Annotated in this window: 20 protein-coding genes; 17 read left to right on the top strand and 3 right to left on the bottom strand. The window is 66.9% G+C overall.

The window, feature by feature from the left end:
• Positions 1-68: 68 nt before the first annotated feature.
• A complete protein-coding gene (locus tag K7I12_RS12615; RefSeq protein WP_231664322.1) occupies positions 69-539 on the bottom strand; it encodes a hypothetical protein in 471 nt (156 codons plus the stop codon).
• Between K7I12_RS12615 and K7I12_RS17710 the strand changes: the two genes are divergently transcribed.
• From K7I12_RS17710 to K7I12_RS12595, 5 genes are all read left to right on the top strand, one after another.
• Positions 487-756 carry an MgtC/SapB family protein gene (locus K7I12_RS17710; protein ID WP_442908056.1) on the top strand — a complete coding sequence of 90 codons (270 nt, stop codon included), beginning with the start codon at positions 487-489 and terminating at the stop codon, positions 754-756. The two genes, K7I12_RS12615 and K7I12_RS17710, sit on opposite strands and share 53 nt — an antisense overlap.
• Before the next feature lie 115 nt (positions 757-871).
• Positions 872-1,018 carry a hypothetical protein gene (locus K7I12_RS12610; protein WP_201448206.1) on the top strand — a complete coding sequence of 49 codons (147 nt, stop codon included), beginning with the start codon at positions 872-874 and terminating at the stop codon, positions 1,016-1,018.
• Positions 1,018-1,773 carry a metal ABC transporter ATP-binding protein gene (locus tag K7I12_RS12605; protein WP_231664321.1) on the top strand — a complete coding sequence of 252 codons (756 nt, stop codon included), beginning with the start codon at positions 1,018-1,020 and terminating at the stop codon, positions 1,771-1,773. The genes K7I12_RS12610 and K7I12_RS12605 overlap by 1 nt, the downstream gene beginning before the upstream one ends.
• Complete coding sequence (locus tag K7I12_RS12600) at positions 1,770-2,723, top strand: metal ABC transporter permease (protein ID WP_051907566.1); 954 nt, start codon at positions 1,770-1,772, stop codon at positions 2,721-2,723. The genes K7I12_RS12605 and K7I12_RS12600 overlap by 4 nt, the downstream gene beginning before the upstream one ends.
• A 40-nt stretch (positions 2,724-2,763) precedes the next feature.
• Positions 2,764-3,681, top strand: a complete 918-nt coding sequence (locus K7I12_RS12595) for a metal ABC transporter solute-binding protein, Zn/Mn family (RefSeq protein ID WP_031385132.1) — start codon at positions 2,764-2,766, stop codon at positions 3,679-3,681.
• A gap of 37 nt (positions 3,682-3,718) precedes the next feature.
• Here the strand turns inward: K7I12_RS12595 and K7I12_RS12590 are convergent, their stop codons facing one another.
• Positions 3,719-4,645: a DMT family transporter gene (locus K7I12_RS12590; RefSeq protein ID WP_051907565.1), complete on the bottom strand. Its 927-nt coding sequence runs from the start codon at positions 4,643-4,645 to the stop codon at positions 3,719-3,721.
• A gap of 104 nt (positions 4,646-4,749) precedes the next feature.
• On the opposite strand from K7I12_RS12590, the gene K7I12_RS12585 reads away from it, so the two are divergent.
• The 5 genes from K7I12_RS12585 (at position 4,750) to K7I12_RS12565 (ending at position 10,326) form a co-directional block, all read left to right on the top strand.
• Positions 4,750-5,679 carry a LysR substrate-binding domain-containing protein gene (locus tag K7I12_RS12585; protein ID WP_231664319.1) on the top strand — a complete coding sequence of 310 codons (930 nt, stop codon included), beginning with the start codon at positions 4,750-4,752 and terminating at the stop codon, positions 5,677-5,679.
• 85 nt (positions 5,680-5,764) lie between these two features.
• Positions 5,765-6,430, top strand: a complete 666-nt coding sequence (locus K7I12_RS12580) for an ABC transporter ATP-binding protein (RefSeq protein WP_231664318.1) — start codon at positions 5,765-5,767, stop codon at positions 6,428-6,430.
• A complete protein-coding gene (locus tag K7I12_RS12575) occupies positions 6,427-8,997 on the top strand; it encodes an ABC transporter permease (RefSeq protein WP_231664317.1) in 2,571 nt (856 codons plus the stop codon). Before K7I12_RS12580 ends, K7I12_RS12575 begins: the two co-directional genes overlap by 4 nt.
• Positions 8,994-10,163, top strand: coding sequence for a lipocalin-like domain-containing protein (locus tag K7I12_RS12570; protein WP_035575404.1), 1,170 nt, complete (start codon positions 8,994-8,996; stop codon positions 10,161-10,163). Before K7I12_RS12575 ends, K7I12_RS12570 begins: the two co-directional genes overlap by 4 nt.
• A 19-nt stretch (positions 10,164-10,182) precedes the next feature.
• Positions 10,183-10,326 (top strand): VOC family protein, encoded by a 144-nt coding sequence (locus tag K7I12_RS12565; protein ID WP_231664316.1) that lies wholly within the window; start codon positions 10,183-10,185, stop codon positions 10,324-10,326.
• Positions 10,327-10,410: 84 nt separating this feature from the next.
• Here K7I12_RS12565 and K7I12_RS12560 read toward each other — a convergent pair whose 3' ends face one another.
• Positions 10,411-11,373, bottom strand: coding sequence for an ABC transporter substrate-binding protein (locus tag K7I12_RS12560; RefSeq protein ID WP_231664315.1), 963 nt, complete (start codon positions 11,371-11,373; stop codon positions 10,411-10,413).
• Between the two features lie 262 nt (positions 11,374-11,635).
• Between K7I12_RS12560 and K7I12_RS12555 the strand changes: the two genes are divergently transcribed.
• From K7I12_RS12555 to K7I12_RS12525, 7 genes are all read left to right on the top strand, one after another.
• The gene (locus tag K7I12_RS12555) at positions 11,636-12,130 is read left to right on the top strand and encodes a C40 family peptidase (RefSeq protein ID WP_231664314.1); all 495 of its coding nucleotides are present in this window, start codon (positions 11,636-11,638) and stop codon (positions 12,128-12,130) included.
• 63 nt (positions 12,131-12,193) lie between these two features.
• A complete protein-coding gene (gene nfsA / locus K7I12_RS12550) occupies positions 12,194-12,925 on the top strand; it encodes an oxygen-insensitive NADPH nitroreductase (RefSeq protein ID WP_231664313.1) in 732 nt (243 codons plus the stop codon).
• Positions 12,926-12,947: 22 nt separating this feature from the next.
• Positions 12,948-13,226 (top strand): antitoxin, encoded by a 279-nt coding sequence (locus K7I12_RS12545; RefSeq protein ID WP_231664312.1) that lies wholly within the window; start codon positions 12,948-12,950, stop codon positions 13,224-13,226.
• Between the two features lie 143 nt (positions 13,227-13,369).
• Positions 13,370-13,720 carry a DUF488 domain-containing protein gene (locus K7I12_RS12540; RefSeq protein WP_231664311.1) on the top strand — a complete coding sequence of 117 codons (351 nt, stop codon included), beginning with the start codon at positions 13,370-13,372 and terminating at the stop codon, positions 13,718-13,720.
• Positions 13,720-13,911: a hypothetical protein gene (locus K7I12_RS12535; RefSeq protein ID WP_031385122.1), complete on the top strand. Its 192-nt coding sequence runs from the start codon at positions 13,720-13,722 to the stop codon at positions 13,909-13,911. The genes K7I12_RS12540 and K7I12_RS12535 overlap by 1 nt, the downstream gene beginning before the upstream one ends.
• A gap of 99 nt (positions 13,912-14,010) precedes the next feature.
• Positions 14,011-14,568 (top strand): ferritin-like domain-containing protein, encoded by a 558-nt coding sequence (locus K7I12_RS12530; protein ID WP_031385121.1) that lies wholly within the window; start codon positions 14,011-14,013, stop codon positions 14,566-14,568.
• Between the two features lie 199 nt (positions 14,569-14,767).
• A complete protein-coding gene (locus tag K7I12_RS12525; protein WP_231664309.1) occupies positions 14,768-15,400 on the top strand; it encodes a peroxiredoxin in 633 nt (210 codons plus the stop codon).
• Positions 15,401-15,600 lie beyond the last annotated feature (200 nt).

Raw genomic sequence — 15,600 nt, 5'->3', positions numbered from 1 at the left:
CTTCAAGGCCCAGGCCAAGGGTCAGAATCTGCGTACTGTTCATGTCCTGCCTCCTGTCCATGTGGAGGTCATATCCTGGCCCAGTTCAAGGGACGAATTCCACACCCAACGACGAAGAGCCGTAAAAGAGGAGCCGGCTCAAAGCCGAGCAACAGCAGCGCCAGCGCCGGCAGCAACAGCGCTACAGCGATGGCTATCGGCAGAACTTGTCCTGTTTGTATACCGGATGATGACGCATTTGCTTTCGACATAGTGACATTATCCGCCTTATCCATAAGACCGACCTGAAAACGCAGATAGCGGATGGCATTCTCTTGGAAAGTCAGTACGTTCCACCAAGAACCTGACTTCAGAAGACCATCCGCTATTTCAGAAGACCATCCGCTATAGGTGAAAGCGTATTCCCTTGGATTCCGTTTCGCAACGCCGCTGTCGGTGTCGAGCTGTGCGGCCAGCGCACCATCAGCGACAGCGACGCGTTGCTGCGTGAAGCCCTCGACGACAGCGGCGTCAGTCTTGTTTACGGCCGGACTCGGCATCGTGGCGGGCCTTGGCATGCATGTCCTGGCCGTTGCACTGGCGGTGATCGTCGTGCTGATACTGTACGTAATCGGCCTGATTGAAGACAGGTTAAGCCGTAGTACTGAGAGGCCGGCGCCGCGCTCAACCGCTTCCAGCCCGCCACGCTGTCGCTGGGCGACAATCGCCTCGATTATCAATACGCCTGGGTGCTCACGCCCAACCGGGTCGGGGTGAACATCCGCTACTGAGCCCGCCCAGCCGCTGTGCGAGTACGGCTGGCCAGCGCGCGTTTTGTTATGTTATAACCTTTCCAGATTTTTCCACTGATTCGACCCAAGAACGTATTCGCATGGCACACCGACACCGTCACCAGCCCGATGGGCCCTGTCATTTCTCGCTGATGTCGCTCTCGGCGCGCCGCCGGCTCACGATGGCGCTCGCCCCGCTGGCGCTGTTGTGGCTGGCGGTGGCCTGGGCCAACGGAGCGCTCGGCTGATGGCGCGTCTGCGACTCGACGACCTGCAACTCGCCCAGGGCGGGCGCAGCGTGATCGAACACCTCGACGGCGCCTTCCCCGACGCCGCCATCACCGCGTTGATCGGCGCCAACGGCGCCGGCAAGAGCACCCTGATCCAGGCGATCATGGGCGTGCTGCCACCGGTGGCCGGGCGCATCGACTGTCAGGTACCGCGTGAACGGCGCGCCTGGCTGCCCCAGCAGCTGGCGCTGGACCTGAGCTTTCCGATGAGCGTCGAGGAGCTGGTGATGACCGGTTGCTGGCCGGTGCGCGGCGCCTTCAAGGGCTACAACCCGGCGCACTACCGCCAGGCCCGCACGGTCATGCAGCGTCTGGGCATCTCGCGACTCGCCCACCGTCCGCTCGGCGAGCTCTCCGGCGGCCAGCGTCAGCGCGCGTTGCTGGGCCGCACGCTGATGCAGGAGGCCGAACTGCTGCTGCTCGACGAGCCGTTCGCCAACGTCGACAGCGAGACCGTCGGGGTGATCGCCGAGGTGCTGCGCGAGATGGCCGCCCAGGGCACCACCCTCATCGTCGTGCTTCACGATCTTGACCAACTCGCCGCGCTGGCCGGCTGCGTGCTGCAACTGGCCGGCGGCCACGGTCATTGGCGCGAGCCCCGCGAACTGCTCGCCGACTACGGCATCGACGCGGGCGTCGATGCCGACAGTGCCCGCGCGTCGCGTCTGCCATTGAACGTATCGGGATTGAAAACGCCGGGGGCCGCCCGATGATCGACACGCTCAACAGCTTGCTGCTCGCCCCGCTCAACGATTACGGCTTCATGCGCCGCGCGCTGATCGCCGGGCTGGCGCTGTCGCTGGCCGCGCCGCCGCTGGGGGTGTTTTTGATGCTGCGCGGCATGAGCCTGATCGGCGACGCCATGGCCCACGCCATCCTGCCCGGCGTGGCGCTGGGCTTTCTGCTCGGCGGCTTCTCGCTGCCGGCGATGAGCCTCGGCGGCATCCTCTCGGGGCTGGTGGTCGCCGGGCTGGCGGGCGGCGTCTCGCAGCTCACCGGTCACCGCGAGGACGCGGCGATGGCCAGCTTCTATCTGATCTCGCTGGCCGCCGGGGTGATGCTCGTCTCGCTGGGCGGCAGCAGCGTCGACCTGACCCACGTGCTGTTCGGCTCGATCCTGGCCGTCGACACTACCGCGCTGTGGCTGATCGCCGCGGTGTGCAGCGTCACCGTGGTGGTTCTCGCGCTGAGCTTCCGCGCGCTGGTCGTCGAGTGCCTCGACCCGCTGTTCCTGCGCGGCCAGGGCGTGCGCAGCGGGCTGATCCAGGGCGTGTTCCTGGGCCTGGTGGTGCTCAATCTGACCGCCGGCTTCCAGACCCTGGGCACGCTGATGGCGGTGGGCCTGATGATGCTGCCGGCGACCGCCGCGCGCTTCTGGTCGAAGCGCCTCGAGGGGCTGATCGGCCTGGCCGTGCTGATCGCGCTGTTCGCCAGTACCGGCGGGCTGCTGCTGTCGTATCACTTCAGCCTGCCCTCGGGGCCGAGCATCATCCTGCTGGCCGGCGCCGTGTACCTCCTTTCCGCGCTGGGCGGCCGCTATCACAGCCTGTTGGCGCGCTGGCGACGCACCGCGACGCCGCTGGAAAGCGCCGACGGCGAGAGCGCTGATCGAGAGAGTGCTGGTCGAGAGAGTGCTGGTCGAGAGAGCGCCTCGACGCGCTGATCGATACCGTTTTGCCCTGCAATCACGAGGAACAACCGTCATGCATCACCGACTCCTTTCCGGCCTGATTTGCGGCGCCCTCGCGCTGGGCGCCGCCGGCAGTGCCCAGGCCCGCGAGTCGCTGAACGTGGTCACCAGTTTCAGCGTGCTCGCCGACATGGTCGAGCAGGTCGGCGGCGAGCACGTCACGGTCACCTCGCTGGTCGGCCCCGACAGCGACAGTCACGTCTACAGCCCCAGCCCGGCCGACGCCCGCAAACTCGCCGAGGCCGACCTGGTGGTCTTCAACGGCCTGCAGTTCGAGGGCTGGATGAACCGCTTGCTCGACGCCGGCAACTACCAGGGCGTCACGGTGACCGCCACCGACGGCATCGAGCCGCTGGCCTTCAGCGGCGCCGACCGTGATCACGGCCAGGGCGAGCTCGACCCCCACGCCTGGCTGGACGTGGCGCGCGCCGAGCAGTATGTCGTCAATATCCGCGATGGCCTGACCGAGGTCGACCCGCAGCACGCCGAGGATTACCGCACCGCCGCCCAGCGCTACCTGGAAGCGCTCGACGCCCTGGACTCAGAGATTCGCGAGCTGATGAGCGCCATCCCCGCCGAGCAGCGTACCGTGGTCAGCGGCCATGACACCTTCGCGTACTTCGGCGCGGCCTACGACGTGCGCTTCCTGTCGCCGGTGGGGCTCAACACCGCCGCCGAACCGGCCGCCGCCGAGCTGGCGCGTCTGGTCGACTTCATCGAGGACAACCAGGTACCGGCGCTGTTCTACGAGAACATTACCAGCCCCGCACTGATCCGCCAGCTCGCCGAGGAAGCCGACCTGCCGGTCGCCGGAACGCTCTACTCCGGGGCGCTGGCCAGCGACGGCGAGGCCGGCAGCTACGTCGGCATGATGCGCCACAACGCGCAGACCATACACGACGGCCTGAGCGGCGACGCCGCATCGCAATAGACGATCGCCGCACGCGTCGCGCGGGGCGCCCGGGTCTTCACTCGGGCCGTTCCCCTTTCCGGGCATGTATCGCCAAGATCCCGGCTCCGATGATCAGCGCCATGCCGGCGAGCGTCGCCGGGCCGGGCCACTCGCCCACCAGCACCCCGCTGCACAGCGCCGCGAACGGCAGATAGCTGTAATCGCAGGTGGCGATCAGGGTCGGCCGGCCCTGCTGGAATGCCTGCGCCGTCAGCGAACTGGCGGTGACGATTAGCACGCCCAGCAGCGCCATCAAGCTCCACAGCCCGGCCCCTACCGGCTGCCAGCCGCTGAGAATGAAAGGCTGGGCGGTTACGCTTTGCGCATCGATCCCGGCCACTACCGCCAGCCCCAGGACCCCGGCCACGACGAAGCCCAGATTCAGCCCCAGCGACATCACCAGCGGCGGTTCGTCCACGCAGCGATAGCGCGTCACCAGTGCCGCCAGGGCATAGCACAGCGCGCTCCCCAGCGGCAGCAGGCTCCACGGCGACAAGCCCTCCGGCCCCGGCCGCAGCATCAGCAGCACGCCGATAAAGCCGACGATCACCGCGAGCAGCCGTCGAGCGTCGAGATGCTCCTCGGGCAGCCACGCCGCCATCAGCGCCAGCAACAGCGGGAAGGTATAAGCGGTGGCGGCCACTACCGGCAGGCTCAGCTGTGCCAGGGCGGCATAGAAAAACCCCCACATCGTCACCATCAGCAGGCTACGCAATGCCACCCAGCCGGCGCGGCGGGGGCGCAGCGAAACGCCGCGCATGCGCATCAGTGCGGTCAATAGCGGCAGTGCGAACAGCGCCCGCAGCAGATACAGCTGCCAGATGCCGAGTTCGTCGTTGATTCGCTTGACCAAGGCGTCATGCAACGCGATCGTCAGCGAAGCGATCACGATGGCGGCGACGGCGCGGGCCTCAACGGCTCTAACGGTGGCCGGGTAGCTCATCGGACCTCCCCTGGTTGCGATAGCTGGCGTAAAGTGTGACTGGATAGAGGTCTTGCCTCACACGACTTTCGAGTCGCTTCGCTTTACTGGAGATCAAGCCAGCCATGAGCCGACTGCGCCAGGCGCTACCGCCCCTTTCCAGCCTGCTGCCTTTCGAGGCGGCTGCCCGCCACCAGAGTTTCTTGCGCGCCGCCCAGGAGCTGAACCTCACCCAGGCGGCCATCAGCCGTCGCATCCGCGCGATGGAAGAGGCGCTCGGGAAGACGCTGTTCGAACGCCGCCATCGGCAGGTCGTGTTGACCGAGGCGGGGCGCGAGTTCGCCGAGGCCGTGCGCGGCGGCCTCGACGAGATCGCCGGTGGTGCCGAGCGTCTGCGCCATCGCCAGCCCGCACACGAAGTGGTGCTGTTCGCCGAACTCTATGTCGCGATGTATTGGCTGATTCCCCGCCTGGGCGACTTCAATCGCCGTCATCCCGAGATTTCGGTGCGCATCAACGCCTCGAGCCAGCCCTTGGTCCAGGCCATGGAGCCCTTCGACCTGGCGATGCAGTGCACCGATCGCCCCAGCGGACTGCTGGCCCCGACGCTGTCGGTGCGCGATGAGGTCTTTCCGGTTTGCAGCCCGGCACTGACCGAGCCGCACGCCTGGACGCTCGAGTCGCTTCTGGCGCGCCCGCTGCTGCATTACCGGGAAACCGGCGGCGACCAATGGATGGACTGGCGGGCCTGGTTCGAACGGGTCGGCTGCCCACGACCGCCCCCGCCGCCACACAGCGGCACGGTGTTCAACAGCTACCCGGTCATGCTGCAGGCGGCAATGACCGGCCAGGGCATCTGTCTCGGCTACGGCGGGATCGGCCAGCTCGTCCGGCGTGGCGAGCTGGTGCGCCCGGTGGTCGAGAGTGTCGACATGCCGACGGGCATGTCGGTCTACCGTGCTCGTCATGCCAGTGACCGCCCGGCCGTGGACAAGGTGCTAAAATGGCTGACGGACATCCTCACCACGCCGGAGAGCCTGCAGCGGGAATTCTGAAGCCAACTCGCAATAGACGATCGCCGCACGCGCTAATCCATAGCCTTTGCTAATGTGCGGAGACACGCGCCGACAAGACACCGCCATGCTGCAACTGACCGACGTCACCAAGAGCTACCCGACCCCGCAAGGCCCGCTTTACGTGCTCGATGGCGTCGACCTGCGCCTCACTCGCGGCGAAAGCCTCGCGCTAATGGGCGAGTCGGGCAGCGGCAAGTCGACCCTTTTGCATCTCGCCGCCGGGCTCGACGTGCCCGATCGCGGCGAAATCCTGTTGGGCGGCGAGCGCCTCTCGGCGCTCGACGAGACCCGGCGCAGCGCGCTGCGCCGCCAGCGCCTGGGGCTGGTCTTCCAACAATTCCATCTGGTGCCCAGCCTGTCGGTGGCCGACAACCTGACGTTGCAGGCGCGCCTCGCCAAGCGCGAGGACCCGGCCTGGACGCAGCACCTGCTAGCCCGGCTGGGGCTCGCCGATCTCGAAGGGCGCTACCCCGAGCAACTCTCCGGTGGCCAGCAGCAACGCCTGGCGATCGGCCGCGCACTGGCCGCACGCCCCGATCTGCTGCTCGCCGACGAGCCCACCGGCAACCTCGACGAGGCCGCCGCCGACGACGTGCTGGCGTTGCTGCAGACGCTGATCGCCGAGAGCGGCTGCGCGCTGCTGATGGTCACCCATAGCGCGCGGGTCGCCGCGCCGCTCGACCGCTGCGTGCACTTGCAGCGCGGTCGGCTGGCCCGCGACGAATCATGAGCGCGCCCACCGCTCATGCCCGCGGGGTGTTCGCCACCAGCGTGTTCGTCACCACGTTAGCCACGCTGCTCTCGCACTACCGCCGTCATCCCGGCCAGCTCGCCATGCTGCTGCTCGGACTGTGGGTCGCCAGCGCGCTGTGGAGCGGCGTGCAGGCGATCAACGCCTCGGCCCGCGACAGCTACGCCCGCGCCGAGGCGCTGTTCACGAGTCAGCTCGATCGTATCGAGCGCCGCGACGGCGAAGCGCTGACCCTCGACGATTACCTGACGCTGCGCCGCGCCGGCGCGCCGGTCTCGCCGCTGGCCGAGGGCCAACTGCGCCTGACCGACGGCGCGGATGGCACCGCCACGACGGTCAGGCTACTAGGCATCGACCCGCTGACCCTGCCCGGCGACTCGAGCCTGGCGCGCCGGCAAAGCAGCGCCGCGGCGCTGCGCGACTGGTTGCTGCCGCCGCACCGGCTGCGCGCCGCGCCGGATGTCGCCGCCGCCGCCCGCGCCGACCCGCGGTTGCCACCGGTGGAAAACGACCCCAGCCTGCCGCCAGCCACCCTGGTCAGCGACATCGGCGTGGCCCAGTCGCTGCTGGGGCTCGACCGGCGACTGACCCGGCTGGTCGTCGCCCCGTCGGCGACGCTCATACTGCCCGAGCATCTGGTGCGTATCTCCGCCCGCCAGCTGGCCTCGCCCGGTCAGCTCGCCGACAGCTTTCATCTCAACCTCACCGCGATGGGCCTGCTGGCGCTGGTGGTGGGGCTGTTTATCGTCCATGCCGCGCTGGGCCTGGCGCTCGAGCAGCGCCTGGGGCTGATGCGCACGCTGCGCGCGCTGGGCGTGCCGGCACGCACCCTGGTCGGCGCGCTGATCATTGAATTGCTGGCGATCGGCCTGATCGGCGCGCTCGCCGGCATACTCAGCGGCGTGGCGCTGGCCCGCTGGCTGCTGCCGGACGTCGCCGCCAGCCTCGACGCGCTCTACGACAGCCGGGTGAGCGGCCAACTTGCGCTGCCCTGGTACTACTGGCTGGGCAGCTTGGCGATCACCCTCGGCGGGCTGGCCACCGCCGGTTCCGGCGTGCTGTGGCGAGTCGCCCGGCTCGAGGTGCTGACGCTGGGCCAGGCCCAGGCCTGGCGCGCGCGGCTGGGCCGGCAATGGCGACGCCAGGCGCTGGCCGGCAGCGGGCTGCTGATCGGCGCGCTGGGTCTCGGCCTATGGCTGAGTGCCTCGGGCGGTGCGCCGCTCGCTCAAGGCGGCCGGACGACGCTGATCGCCGGCTTCGCGATGGTCACCGCGGCGCTGCTCGGCGTGGCGCTGTGGCTGCCGGCGCTGCTCGCCATGGCGCTGCAGCTCGCCAGCCGCGCGCTGCGCCGCCGGCCGCTGTGGCAGTGGGCGGTGGCCGACCTGCAGCTCCAGTTGCCGCGCCTGCAACTGGCGATGATGGCGCTGCTGCTGGCGCTGGCCGCCAACCTGGGGGTGAGCAGCATGGTCGGCGGCTTTCGGCTGACTTTCCTCGATTGGCTCGACCAACGCCTGCTCGCCGATATTTACGTCCACCCCGAGGAGGGCGACTACGCCAGGCTCCGCGACTGGCTGGCCGCACAGCCCGAAGTCGCCACGCTGCTGCCGGCGCGCCAGGCCCAGGCCACGCTAGTGCTCGGCACAGCAGCCACTACGCCTGAACGCGCCGTGCCGGTGGCGCTGTTCGGCATCCACCCGGCGCCGGCGCTGACCCGCCAGTGGCCGCTGCTATCCAGTGTCGCCGGCCGCGAGGCGGCCTGGCAGGCGTTGCGCGAGGGCGCGGTATTCATCAACGAACAGCTCGCCCGGCGTCGCGGCTTACACGCCGGCGAAACGCTGACCCTGCGCGGCTCCGACCGGCGCGAACGCCGCCTGACCATCGCCGCGATCTACCCCGACTACGGCAATCCGCATGGCGAGATCGTCATGCCCACCGCGCGGCTGGCTCGCGAGTTCGACGCGCCGCCGGGCAGCCTGGGCGTGGTGCTCGCCGCGGGCAGCGCGAGCGGCGCGGCCCGCGATGCCGCGCTTGAGCGGCTGCGCAGCGGGCTCACCGAGGAGCTGGCGATTTCCGGCGAGGTACTCACCGACCAGCGCCGGCTCAAGGCCACCTCGAAGGCAGTCTTCGAGCGCACCTTCGCCATCACCCGCGCGCTCAACGCGCTGACCCTGGCAGTCGCGGCGCTGGCCCTGCTGACCACGCTGCTGGCCCAGGCCGGCGTGCGGCGCGCCCAGCTCGCGCCGCTCTGGGCGCTCGGCGTGCCGCGCTCGCGGCTGGTCGCGGTGCAGCTCGGCCAGCTGGTCGGCGCGGCACTGGCCACCGCACTGGTGGCGCTGCCGCTGGGCATCGCCCTGGCCTGGGCGCTGGTCGCGGTGATCAACGTCGCGGCGTTCGGCTGGCGCCTGCCGCTGCATCTTTTTCCCGACGAAATGGCCATCACCCTGGCGTTGGCGGTGCTGGTCGCCGCCAGCGCGGCGCTTTTGCCGGCGCGGCGGCTATGGCGCAGCCCGCCCCGCCAACTGCTCGAGGAGTTCGCGGCGACATGACCCGGCGACAATGGATACTCTTCGGGGCGCTGCTGGCGGTCGTGCTGGTCGCCAGCGTCGCCGCCTGGCGACCGTGGACGACACAGGATTCTCCCGCTTCGAGCGGCTACGCCGGGCTCGGTGACCCAGCGGCGGCGGGCTTCGCCGAGGCGCGCCCGGGGATCACGCTCGACTTTCCCGCCGATCACGGCACCCACCCCGACTATCGCATCGAGTGGTGGTATCTGACCGCCAATCTCGAGAGCGACGACGGCCGGCCATTCGGCGTGCAATGGACGCTGTTTCGCCAGGCGCTGGCGCCGCCCGGCGCCGTCGACTTCCCCAACGCCGACTCGCCCTGGGCGAGTCGCCAGCTGTGGATGGCCCACGCCGCGCTCTCCACGTCCCGCCAGCACTTCGAAGCCGAGCGCTTCGCGCGTGGCATGTCGCTGGACGACACCCGCGGCCAGGCCGGCGTCGAGACCGCCCCGTTCGCCGCCTGGCTGGACGACTGGACGCTCGCCGCGCCGGCGGATGCCGCGAGCGACGACGCCTCGACGGGCGCCGCGCTCGATCAGCTACGGGTGCGCGCCGCCGGCGAGAACTTCGCCTACGATCTGGCGCTCGATGCCCAGGGCCCGCTGGTGGCACACGGCGCTGCCGGCTTCAGCCAGAAATCCGCCGACGGTCAGGGCTCGATCTATTACAGCCAACCGTTCTACCGGGTCAGCGGCACGCTTGAGGTGAAGGGCGAGCCGATCACGGTGAGCGGCCGCGCCTGGCTGGATCGCGAATGGAGCAGCCAGCTGCTGGGCCCCGGCCAGCAGGGCTGGGACTGGTTCTCGCTGCATCTCGACGGCGGCGCCAAGCTGATGGCATTCCGGCTGCGCGGCGCCGGTGAGGGCGGCGGCGATTATCTGTCCGGCAGCTGGATCAGCGCCGATGGTCGCGTCACACCGCTCGGCGCAGACACGCTGCGCCTGACGCCGCAGGCGACCCGCGAGGTCGCCGGGCGCCGGCTGCCCACCGTCTGGCGCCTCGAGGTGCCCGGTCGTGGCGTCGACGTCACGGTGCGCGCAGTGAATCCCGACCAATGGATGGACACCTCGTTCGCCTACTGGGAGGGCATGGTCTCGGTCTCAGGCAGCCACGCCGGCGTGGGCTATCTGGAGATGACCGGCTACTGATCGGCGACGGCCAGGCGCGGTGGACTGGCTGGACGAGAACGGCGTGGAGTACGTCAAGCGCCCCGAGCAGGGCAAGCTGCAGAACGTCGCCTTCATCAAGGACCCGGACGGCTACTGGATCGAGATCATCGAACCGGCGTTGATGGCCAACACCGGCGTGTAGCTCGGTAAAACGACGCGCCCCCGCCCAGCCGGTCGAGGCTGGGCGGGGGCGCGTCGGTGTCGCGAAGCGCTTTCAGTCAAGCGCTCAGGATTTCAGGTCGAACGCCTTCTGAACCACCGGCCAGGCGGGCTCGCCGTCCCGCGTGGTCACGCCGTCGAGGTAAGCCTTGAGCTTGTCGGCGTTGTTCTGCATCCACTCCACGGCAACCTTGTCGGCATCGCGCTCCTTGTAGCTGAAGTCGAGGATCAGCTGACTCTGGTCGTCGGCGCTGAAGACCATCTGATCGAGCAGCTTCCTGGCGTTGGGGTGGCTGTCGGCAAAATCGCTGTTGAGCAGGGTGCGCACGTCGCTGCTGCCGCCGCCAGGGCCGAACAGGTTCTCAGGGTCGTCAAGATAGACGATGTCGTATTCGATGTTCATCCAGTGCGGTGTCCAGCCGTAGAACAGTATCCACTCGTTATTGCTGGTCGCATTGTCCACCGCACTGAGCATCGCCGGCGTGGAGGCTTCACGCAGGTTCCAGTCGCCCATGCCGTAGGTATCGTCCGCGACCGCGCCGTTGAGGATGTCGCTGGTCGCCGAGCCGGGCTCGATGGAGAACATCTCGCGGCCGAACTTCTCGGCGAACTCCGGCTTGTCGATGTCACGCGCCGAACTCACGCCGGCCTCGGCGACGTAGCGGGGCACCGCGAAACCCATCCGCGCGCCGTCGACGTTGTTGCCCAGATCGACCAGGCTGCCCTTGGCATTGACGGTGTCGTACATGCCCTGTTGGGCCGGCAACCAGGCGCCGAAGAAGGCATCGATTTCGCCGAGGTTGAGCGCTTCGTAGGAGATCTGGGCGCCGAGCTGCTTGGTGCTCGGCTGATAGCCCAGCGCCTCGAACAGCTGCGAGGCGATCTCGGTCTTCATGGTCACCCCGGGCCAGGGCGGTGCGGAAAAGGTAATGGCGGGATCTTCCTGCGCGAATACGTTACCGGACAGGCTCAGCGATGCGCTGGCCAGGACACCGGCAATCAGCCCGCTGGTACGATGGGATAGGGACATGAGCAGCCTCCTTAAGCAGAGTTTATTGTATATCGGTGCAATAATAACATTGTTTTATTCTTTGCGCCGTTGACTCTCCGTTGTCGATTTTCAACCGCCGCCGGACCAACTGCCACGACGCCTCGATGTCACGGAAGTCGCCGCACAATGGAAGTCGCCGCACAATGGAAGTCGCCGCACAATGGAAGTCGCCGCCCAGCAATAGCCGCCGTGCGCGTCAAACGTTATGTTGTGCACTAACGCACCGAGCCAGGAAGATCATATGATTCGCAGTGATACGCGGCGCTGGTTATCCCCGCTGCTGCTGATCCTGACGTACCTGTCGTTGGCCGGCTGCGCCGGCCCACAGATGCAGATGGCCGATTCCGACGATACCCCGGCGGACTCGCTGTCCATCGAGCGGGCGATGATCCTGGCCAACGCTCGTCAGGCCCTGGGGCTGCCGTATCGCTATGGCGGCGCCTCGCCGAGTGGCGTGGACTGCTCGGGCCTGGTACAGATGACCTACGGGGCCGCCGGCATCGCGGTGCCGCGAACCGCCGAGCAGCAGCGTCGGCAACTCCCGCAACGCAAGCGCGCGCGCCCCGGCGACCTGATGTTCTTCGGCACCGGCTCGAAGGCGACCCATGTCGGCATCTACATGGGCGATCAGCGGATGATCCATGCTCCGGGCAGCGGACGCACGGTCACCGTCACCTCGCTTTCCATCGACTACTGGCGCGAGCGTTACCTGGGCGCGGCCGGCCCGGCGCCCTGAGCGCTGGCATCACATTGCGGTATCCTGTTTAGGACACTAACGATGCTCCCCAAGCGAGGCCGCATGAACGACGTCATTGAATTGCTGACTTCCCACCGCTCGATCCGCAAGTTCACCGAGCGCAAGATTCCCCATGAACTATTGCTGGACCTGATCCGCGCCGGCCAGGGCGCCGCGACCTCCAGCCACGTTCAGGCCTACAGCGTCATTCACGTCAAGACCCCGGCGAACCGCGAGAAGATCGCCGAACTGGCCGGCAGCCAGGGCTACATCGCCAGCTGCTCCGATTTCCTGGTGTTCTGTGCCGACATGAAACGCCCCACCGACGCCGCCGAGCGCACCGGCGCCCAAGTGGTGCGCGGGATGACCGAGCAACTGCTCGTGGCCAGCGTGGATACCGCGCTGATGGCGCAGAACGTGGCGATCGCCGCCGAATCCGAAGGGCTGGGCATCTGCTACATCGGTGGCATCCGCAACGATCCCCAAGCCGTGAGCGACCTGCTCCAGTTGCCCGAGCATGTCTACCCGGTGTTCGGCATGTGCCTCGGCTACCCGGACCAGCAGCCCGAGGTCAAACCCCGCCTGCCGGTCGAAGCGATCCTCATGGAAGATCGGTACCGCGATACGCGCCAGGACGTCGAGGCCTTCGATGCCACCATGCACGGCTACTACCGCGACAGGACCAGCGGCAGGAAGGACGCCAACTGGTCACGCAACCTCACCCCGCTATTCGACACCAAGCTGCGCGCCCACATGCGCGAGTTCCTGATCGAGCGCGGCTTCGAGATGAAGTGAACTGTATTTAAAGGGTCATCTGATGAGTAAAACCAAATTAGATCGAGAAGCGCAGGAACTGCTTGAAGCCTATGAGGCGGGTGAGTTCGAATCTGAGCTGAACGACGAGCGCCGAGAGCATCTTGCCAACGCTGCCGAGGACTCTTTCAAGAAAGACAAACGCATCAATATCCGCATTTCCAACCGTGATCTGGAAGCGCTCCAGCGCCGCGCCTTGGAGGAAGGGCTTCCTTATCAGTCGCTAGTGTCCTGCACAAATACGTCTCAGGCGGGCTCAAGGATATCTCGGCTAACAAGTTAGGCTATCGGAGGCGCTGAACGCGCGCCCCCTCTGGCAGCAAGTCCTGTTTAGCCCTCAGTGTCAGGATGAGTGTCGTACCCTGCTACCGAGCACGCTCGCCGGCGGCGATGCAGGATGGGCACGGCGACCCATGAGGAGCGCTTATGAACGTAGGCCTGAAGCGAATCTACGACCCGGCTGACGACGCGGACGGCTACCGCGTGCTCGTCGACGGGATGTGGCCGCGGGGCGTCGCCAAGCGCGATGCCGCACTGGACGAATGGTGCCGCGAGCTGGCACCTTCGAAGTCATTGCGTCAATGGTACGGCCACGACCGGGAGCGCTGGGACGAATTCTACCGCGCCTATCGCCGCGAGTTGCGCGAGAGCGATGCCGACACGCTGGCGCGACTTCGCGAGCATGCCCGCCGCCACGGGCTGACGCTGCTGTTCGCCGCCCGCGATGTCGAGCACAACAATGCCCGGGTACTCAAGGAGCATCTGGAGGACAGCTAATGAAAGATGCCGAGCGCCTGGCACTGGCCGCCCGCGTACGCGACGCCTGCGTCGCCGCCGCCCTGGCGGGCCATGAGGAAGCGGCAATCGCCGGCCTGTGCAGCGAAGGTGCGCTGGAGGCGGCCATCAGCGCCATCCAGATGCTCGACCTGGAAAACCTGATCGATTCCGCGCCACCCGGCGACCTTTGAACCGAACCAGGCGCAAAATCATCATGGCATCGCGCGCTTCGCGATGAATGTTCTACGCTGCATAGGCACAGGCACACCGACGCGACAAGGAGAGCAACCGTGGCCGACCAACCGTTTCTAACCGACATCAAGACGATTCGCGAACGCGCCCGCCAGCATATCGAGCGCGGCGCGGTCACTGAGGGTTATCGCGCTGATCGCGAGAATGTCATCAACCTGCTCAACGAGGCGCTGGCCACCGAGATCGTCTGCTACCTGCGCTACAAGCGCCACTACTACATGGCCGACGGGCTCAGTGCGCATATCGCCGCCGAGGAGTTCCTCGAACACGCCCAACAAGAGCAGCAGCATGCCGACTGGCTTGCCGCGCGCATCGTCCAGTTGGGTGGCGCGCCCAACTTTTCGCCGGAGGGCATCCAGACCCGCGCGCACGCCGAGTATGTCGAGGGCGACTCGCTCAAGGAGATGATCAAGGAGGACCTGATCGCCGAGCGCATCGCCATCGACAGTTACCGCGAGATCGTCAATTACCTGGGCGAGAACGATCCCACCTCGCGGCGCATCATGGAAGACATCCTCGCCCAGGAAGAGGAGCACGCCGACGACATGGCCGGGCTGCTCGAAGGCCTGGACAGGCTTAATCAGAGCAACGCCTGAGCGCGTTGCCACCTTGAATGGCGTGCCGGCCGGCATCGTCCTGCGAGTCACGCCAGGTGCGCCTTAAGTCATACCATCCGGCTATTTATATAGCCTCAAGGGTTGTTTCCCCCAAGGGCCGACCCGATGTCATAGTAGCGAAGCGCTTATATCGGCAAAGCGAATAAGCCATTCACTGGTCATGTTCAAGGAGCACGTCATGGCACTGCATCTAGGCGATACCGCCCCGGATTTCACCCAGGACAGCACGGAAGGCCCGATCAAGTTCCATGAATGGGCCGGCGACAGCTGGGTCATCCTGTTTTCGCACCCCAAGGATTTCACCCCGGTCTGCACCACCGAGCTCGGTGAGGTATCGCGCCTGAAGCCGGAGTTCGACAAGCGCAACGTCAAGGCCATCGGCCTGTCGGTGGACCCGGTCGACGATCACCGCAGCTGGGCCGGCGACATCGAGGAAACCCAGGGCCACGCCCTGAACTTCCCGCTGCTCGCCGATGCCGACCGCTCGGTCAGCGGCCTTTACGACATGATCCACCCCAACGCCAACGACACCCTGACGGTGCGTTCGGTGTTCATCATCGACCCCAACAAGAAGATCCGCCTGACCATCACCTACCCGGCCAGCACCGGGCGCAACTTCGCCGAGATTCTGCGGGTCATCGACAGCCTGCAGCTGACCGACGGCCATAAGGTCGCCACGCCGGTCAACTGGACCGAGGGCGACGACTGCATCATCGTGCCTTCGGTGAGCAACGAGCAGGCCAAGGAGCTGTTCCCACAGGGCTGGGACGAGAAGAAACCCTACCTGCGCATGGTCAAGCTCGATAAGTAAGCCACGTCCCGGCCTCCCGGCCGGGCCCCTCTTCTCCCTCTCGCAACGCGGTCAGCCATTCGGTGTCCGCCAGGCGGCATGCTCGACCCGTCCGCCGGCGAATCGACGCGCCATTGGCAGAACAGGAAACAGAGAATAAGCGTGTATAAGAGTATAACAAATCAACAGGATTGAAATTTTCCTCGTTCCCGGCTAATCGC

It is taken from the genome of Halomonas sp. IOP_31 (assembly GCF_021151495.1).
GTDB lineage: Bacteria > Pseudomonadota > Gammaproteobacteria > Pseudomonadales > Halomonadaceae > Modicisalibacter > Modicisalibacter zincidurans.
Note: the sequence above shows the minus strand (reverse complement) of the source record. Positions and strands in the feature narration are given on the sequence as shown.

Excerpts from the sequence above, each read along its gene's own strand:
- K7I12_RS12615 (WP_231664322.1), bottom strand. The coding sequence starts at position 539 with ATGCCGAGTCCGGCCGTAAACAAGACTGACGCCGCTGTCGTCGAGGGC.
- K7I12_RS12610 (WP_201448206.1), top strand. The coding sequence starts at position 872 with ATGGCACACCGACACCGTCACCAGCCCGATGGGCCCTGTCATTTCTCG.
- K7I12_RS12605 (WP_231664321.1), top strand. The coding sequence starts at position 1,018 with ATGGCGCGTCTGCGACTCGACGACCTGCAACTCGCCCAGGGCGGGCGC.
- K7I12_RS12600 (WP_051907566.1), top strand. The coding sequence starts at position 1,770 with ATGATCGACACGCTCAACAGCTTGCTGCTCGCCCCGCTCAACGATTAC.
- K7I12_RS12595 (WP_031385132.1), top strand. The coding sequence starts at position 2,764 with ATGCATCACCGACTCCTTTCCGGCCTGATTTGCGGCGCCCTCGCGCTG.
- K7I12_RS12590 (WP_051907565.1), bottom strand. The coding sequence starts at position 4,645 with ATGAGCTACCCGGCCACCGTTAGAGCCGTTGAGGCCCGCGCCGTCGCC.
- K7I12_RS12585 (WP_231664319.1), top strand. The coding sequence starts at position 4,750 with ATGAGCCGACTGCGCCAGGCGCTACCGCCCCTTTCCAGCCTGCTGCCT.
- K7I12_RS12580 (WP_231664318.1), top strand. The coding sequence starts at position 5,765 with ATGCTGCAACTGACCGACGTCACCAAGAGCTACCCGACCCCGCAAGGC.
- K7I12_RS12575 (WP_231664317.1), top strand. The coding sequence starts at position 6,427 with ATGAGCGCGCCCACCGCTCATGCCCGCGGGGTGTTCGCCACCAGCGTG.
- K7I12_RS12570 (WP_035575404.1), top strand. The coding sequence starts at position 8,994 with ATGACCCGGCGACAATGGATACTCTTCGGGGCGCTGCTGGCGGTCGTG.
- K7I12_RS12560 (WP_231664315.1), bottom strand. The coding sequence starts at position 11,373 with ATGTCCCTATCCCATCGTACCAGCGGGCTGATTGCCGGTGTCCTGGCC.
- K7I12_RS12555 (WP_231664314.1), top strand. The coding sequence starts at position 11,636 with ATGATTCGCAGTGATACGCGGCGCTGGTTATCCCCGCTGCTGCTGATC.
- nfsA (WP_231664313.1), top strand. The coding sequence starts at position 12,194 with ATGAACGACGTCATTGAATTGCTGACTTCCCACCGCTCGATCCGCAAG.
- K7I12_RS12545 (WP_231664312.1), top strand. The coding sequence starts at position 12,948 with ATGAGTAAAACCAAATTAGATCGAGAAGCGCAGGAACTGCTTGAAGCC.
- K7I12_RS12540 (WP_231664311.1), top strand. The coding sequence starts at position 13,370 with ATGAACGTAGGCCTGAAGCGAATCTACGACCCGGCTGACGACGCGGAC.
- K7I12_RS12535 (WP_031385122.1), top strand. The coding sequence starts at position 13,720 with ATGAAAGATGCCGAGCGCCTGGCACTGGCCGCCCGCGTACGCGACGCC.
- K7I12_RS12525 (WP_231664309.1), top strand. The coding sequence starts at position 14,768 with ATGGCACTGCATCTAGGCGATACCGCCCCGGATTTCACCCAGGACAGC.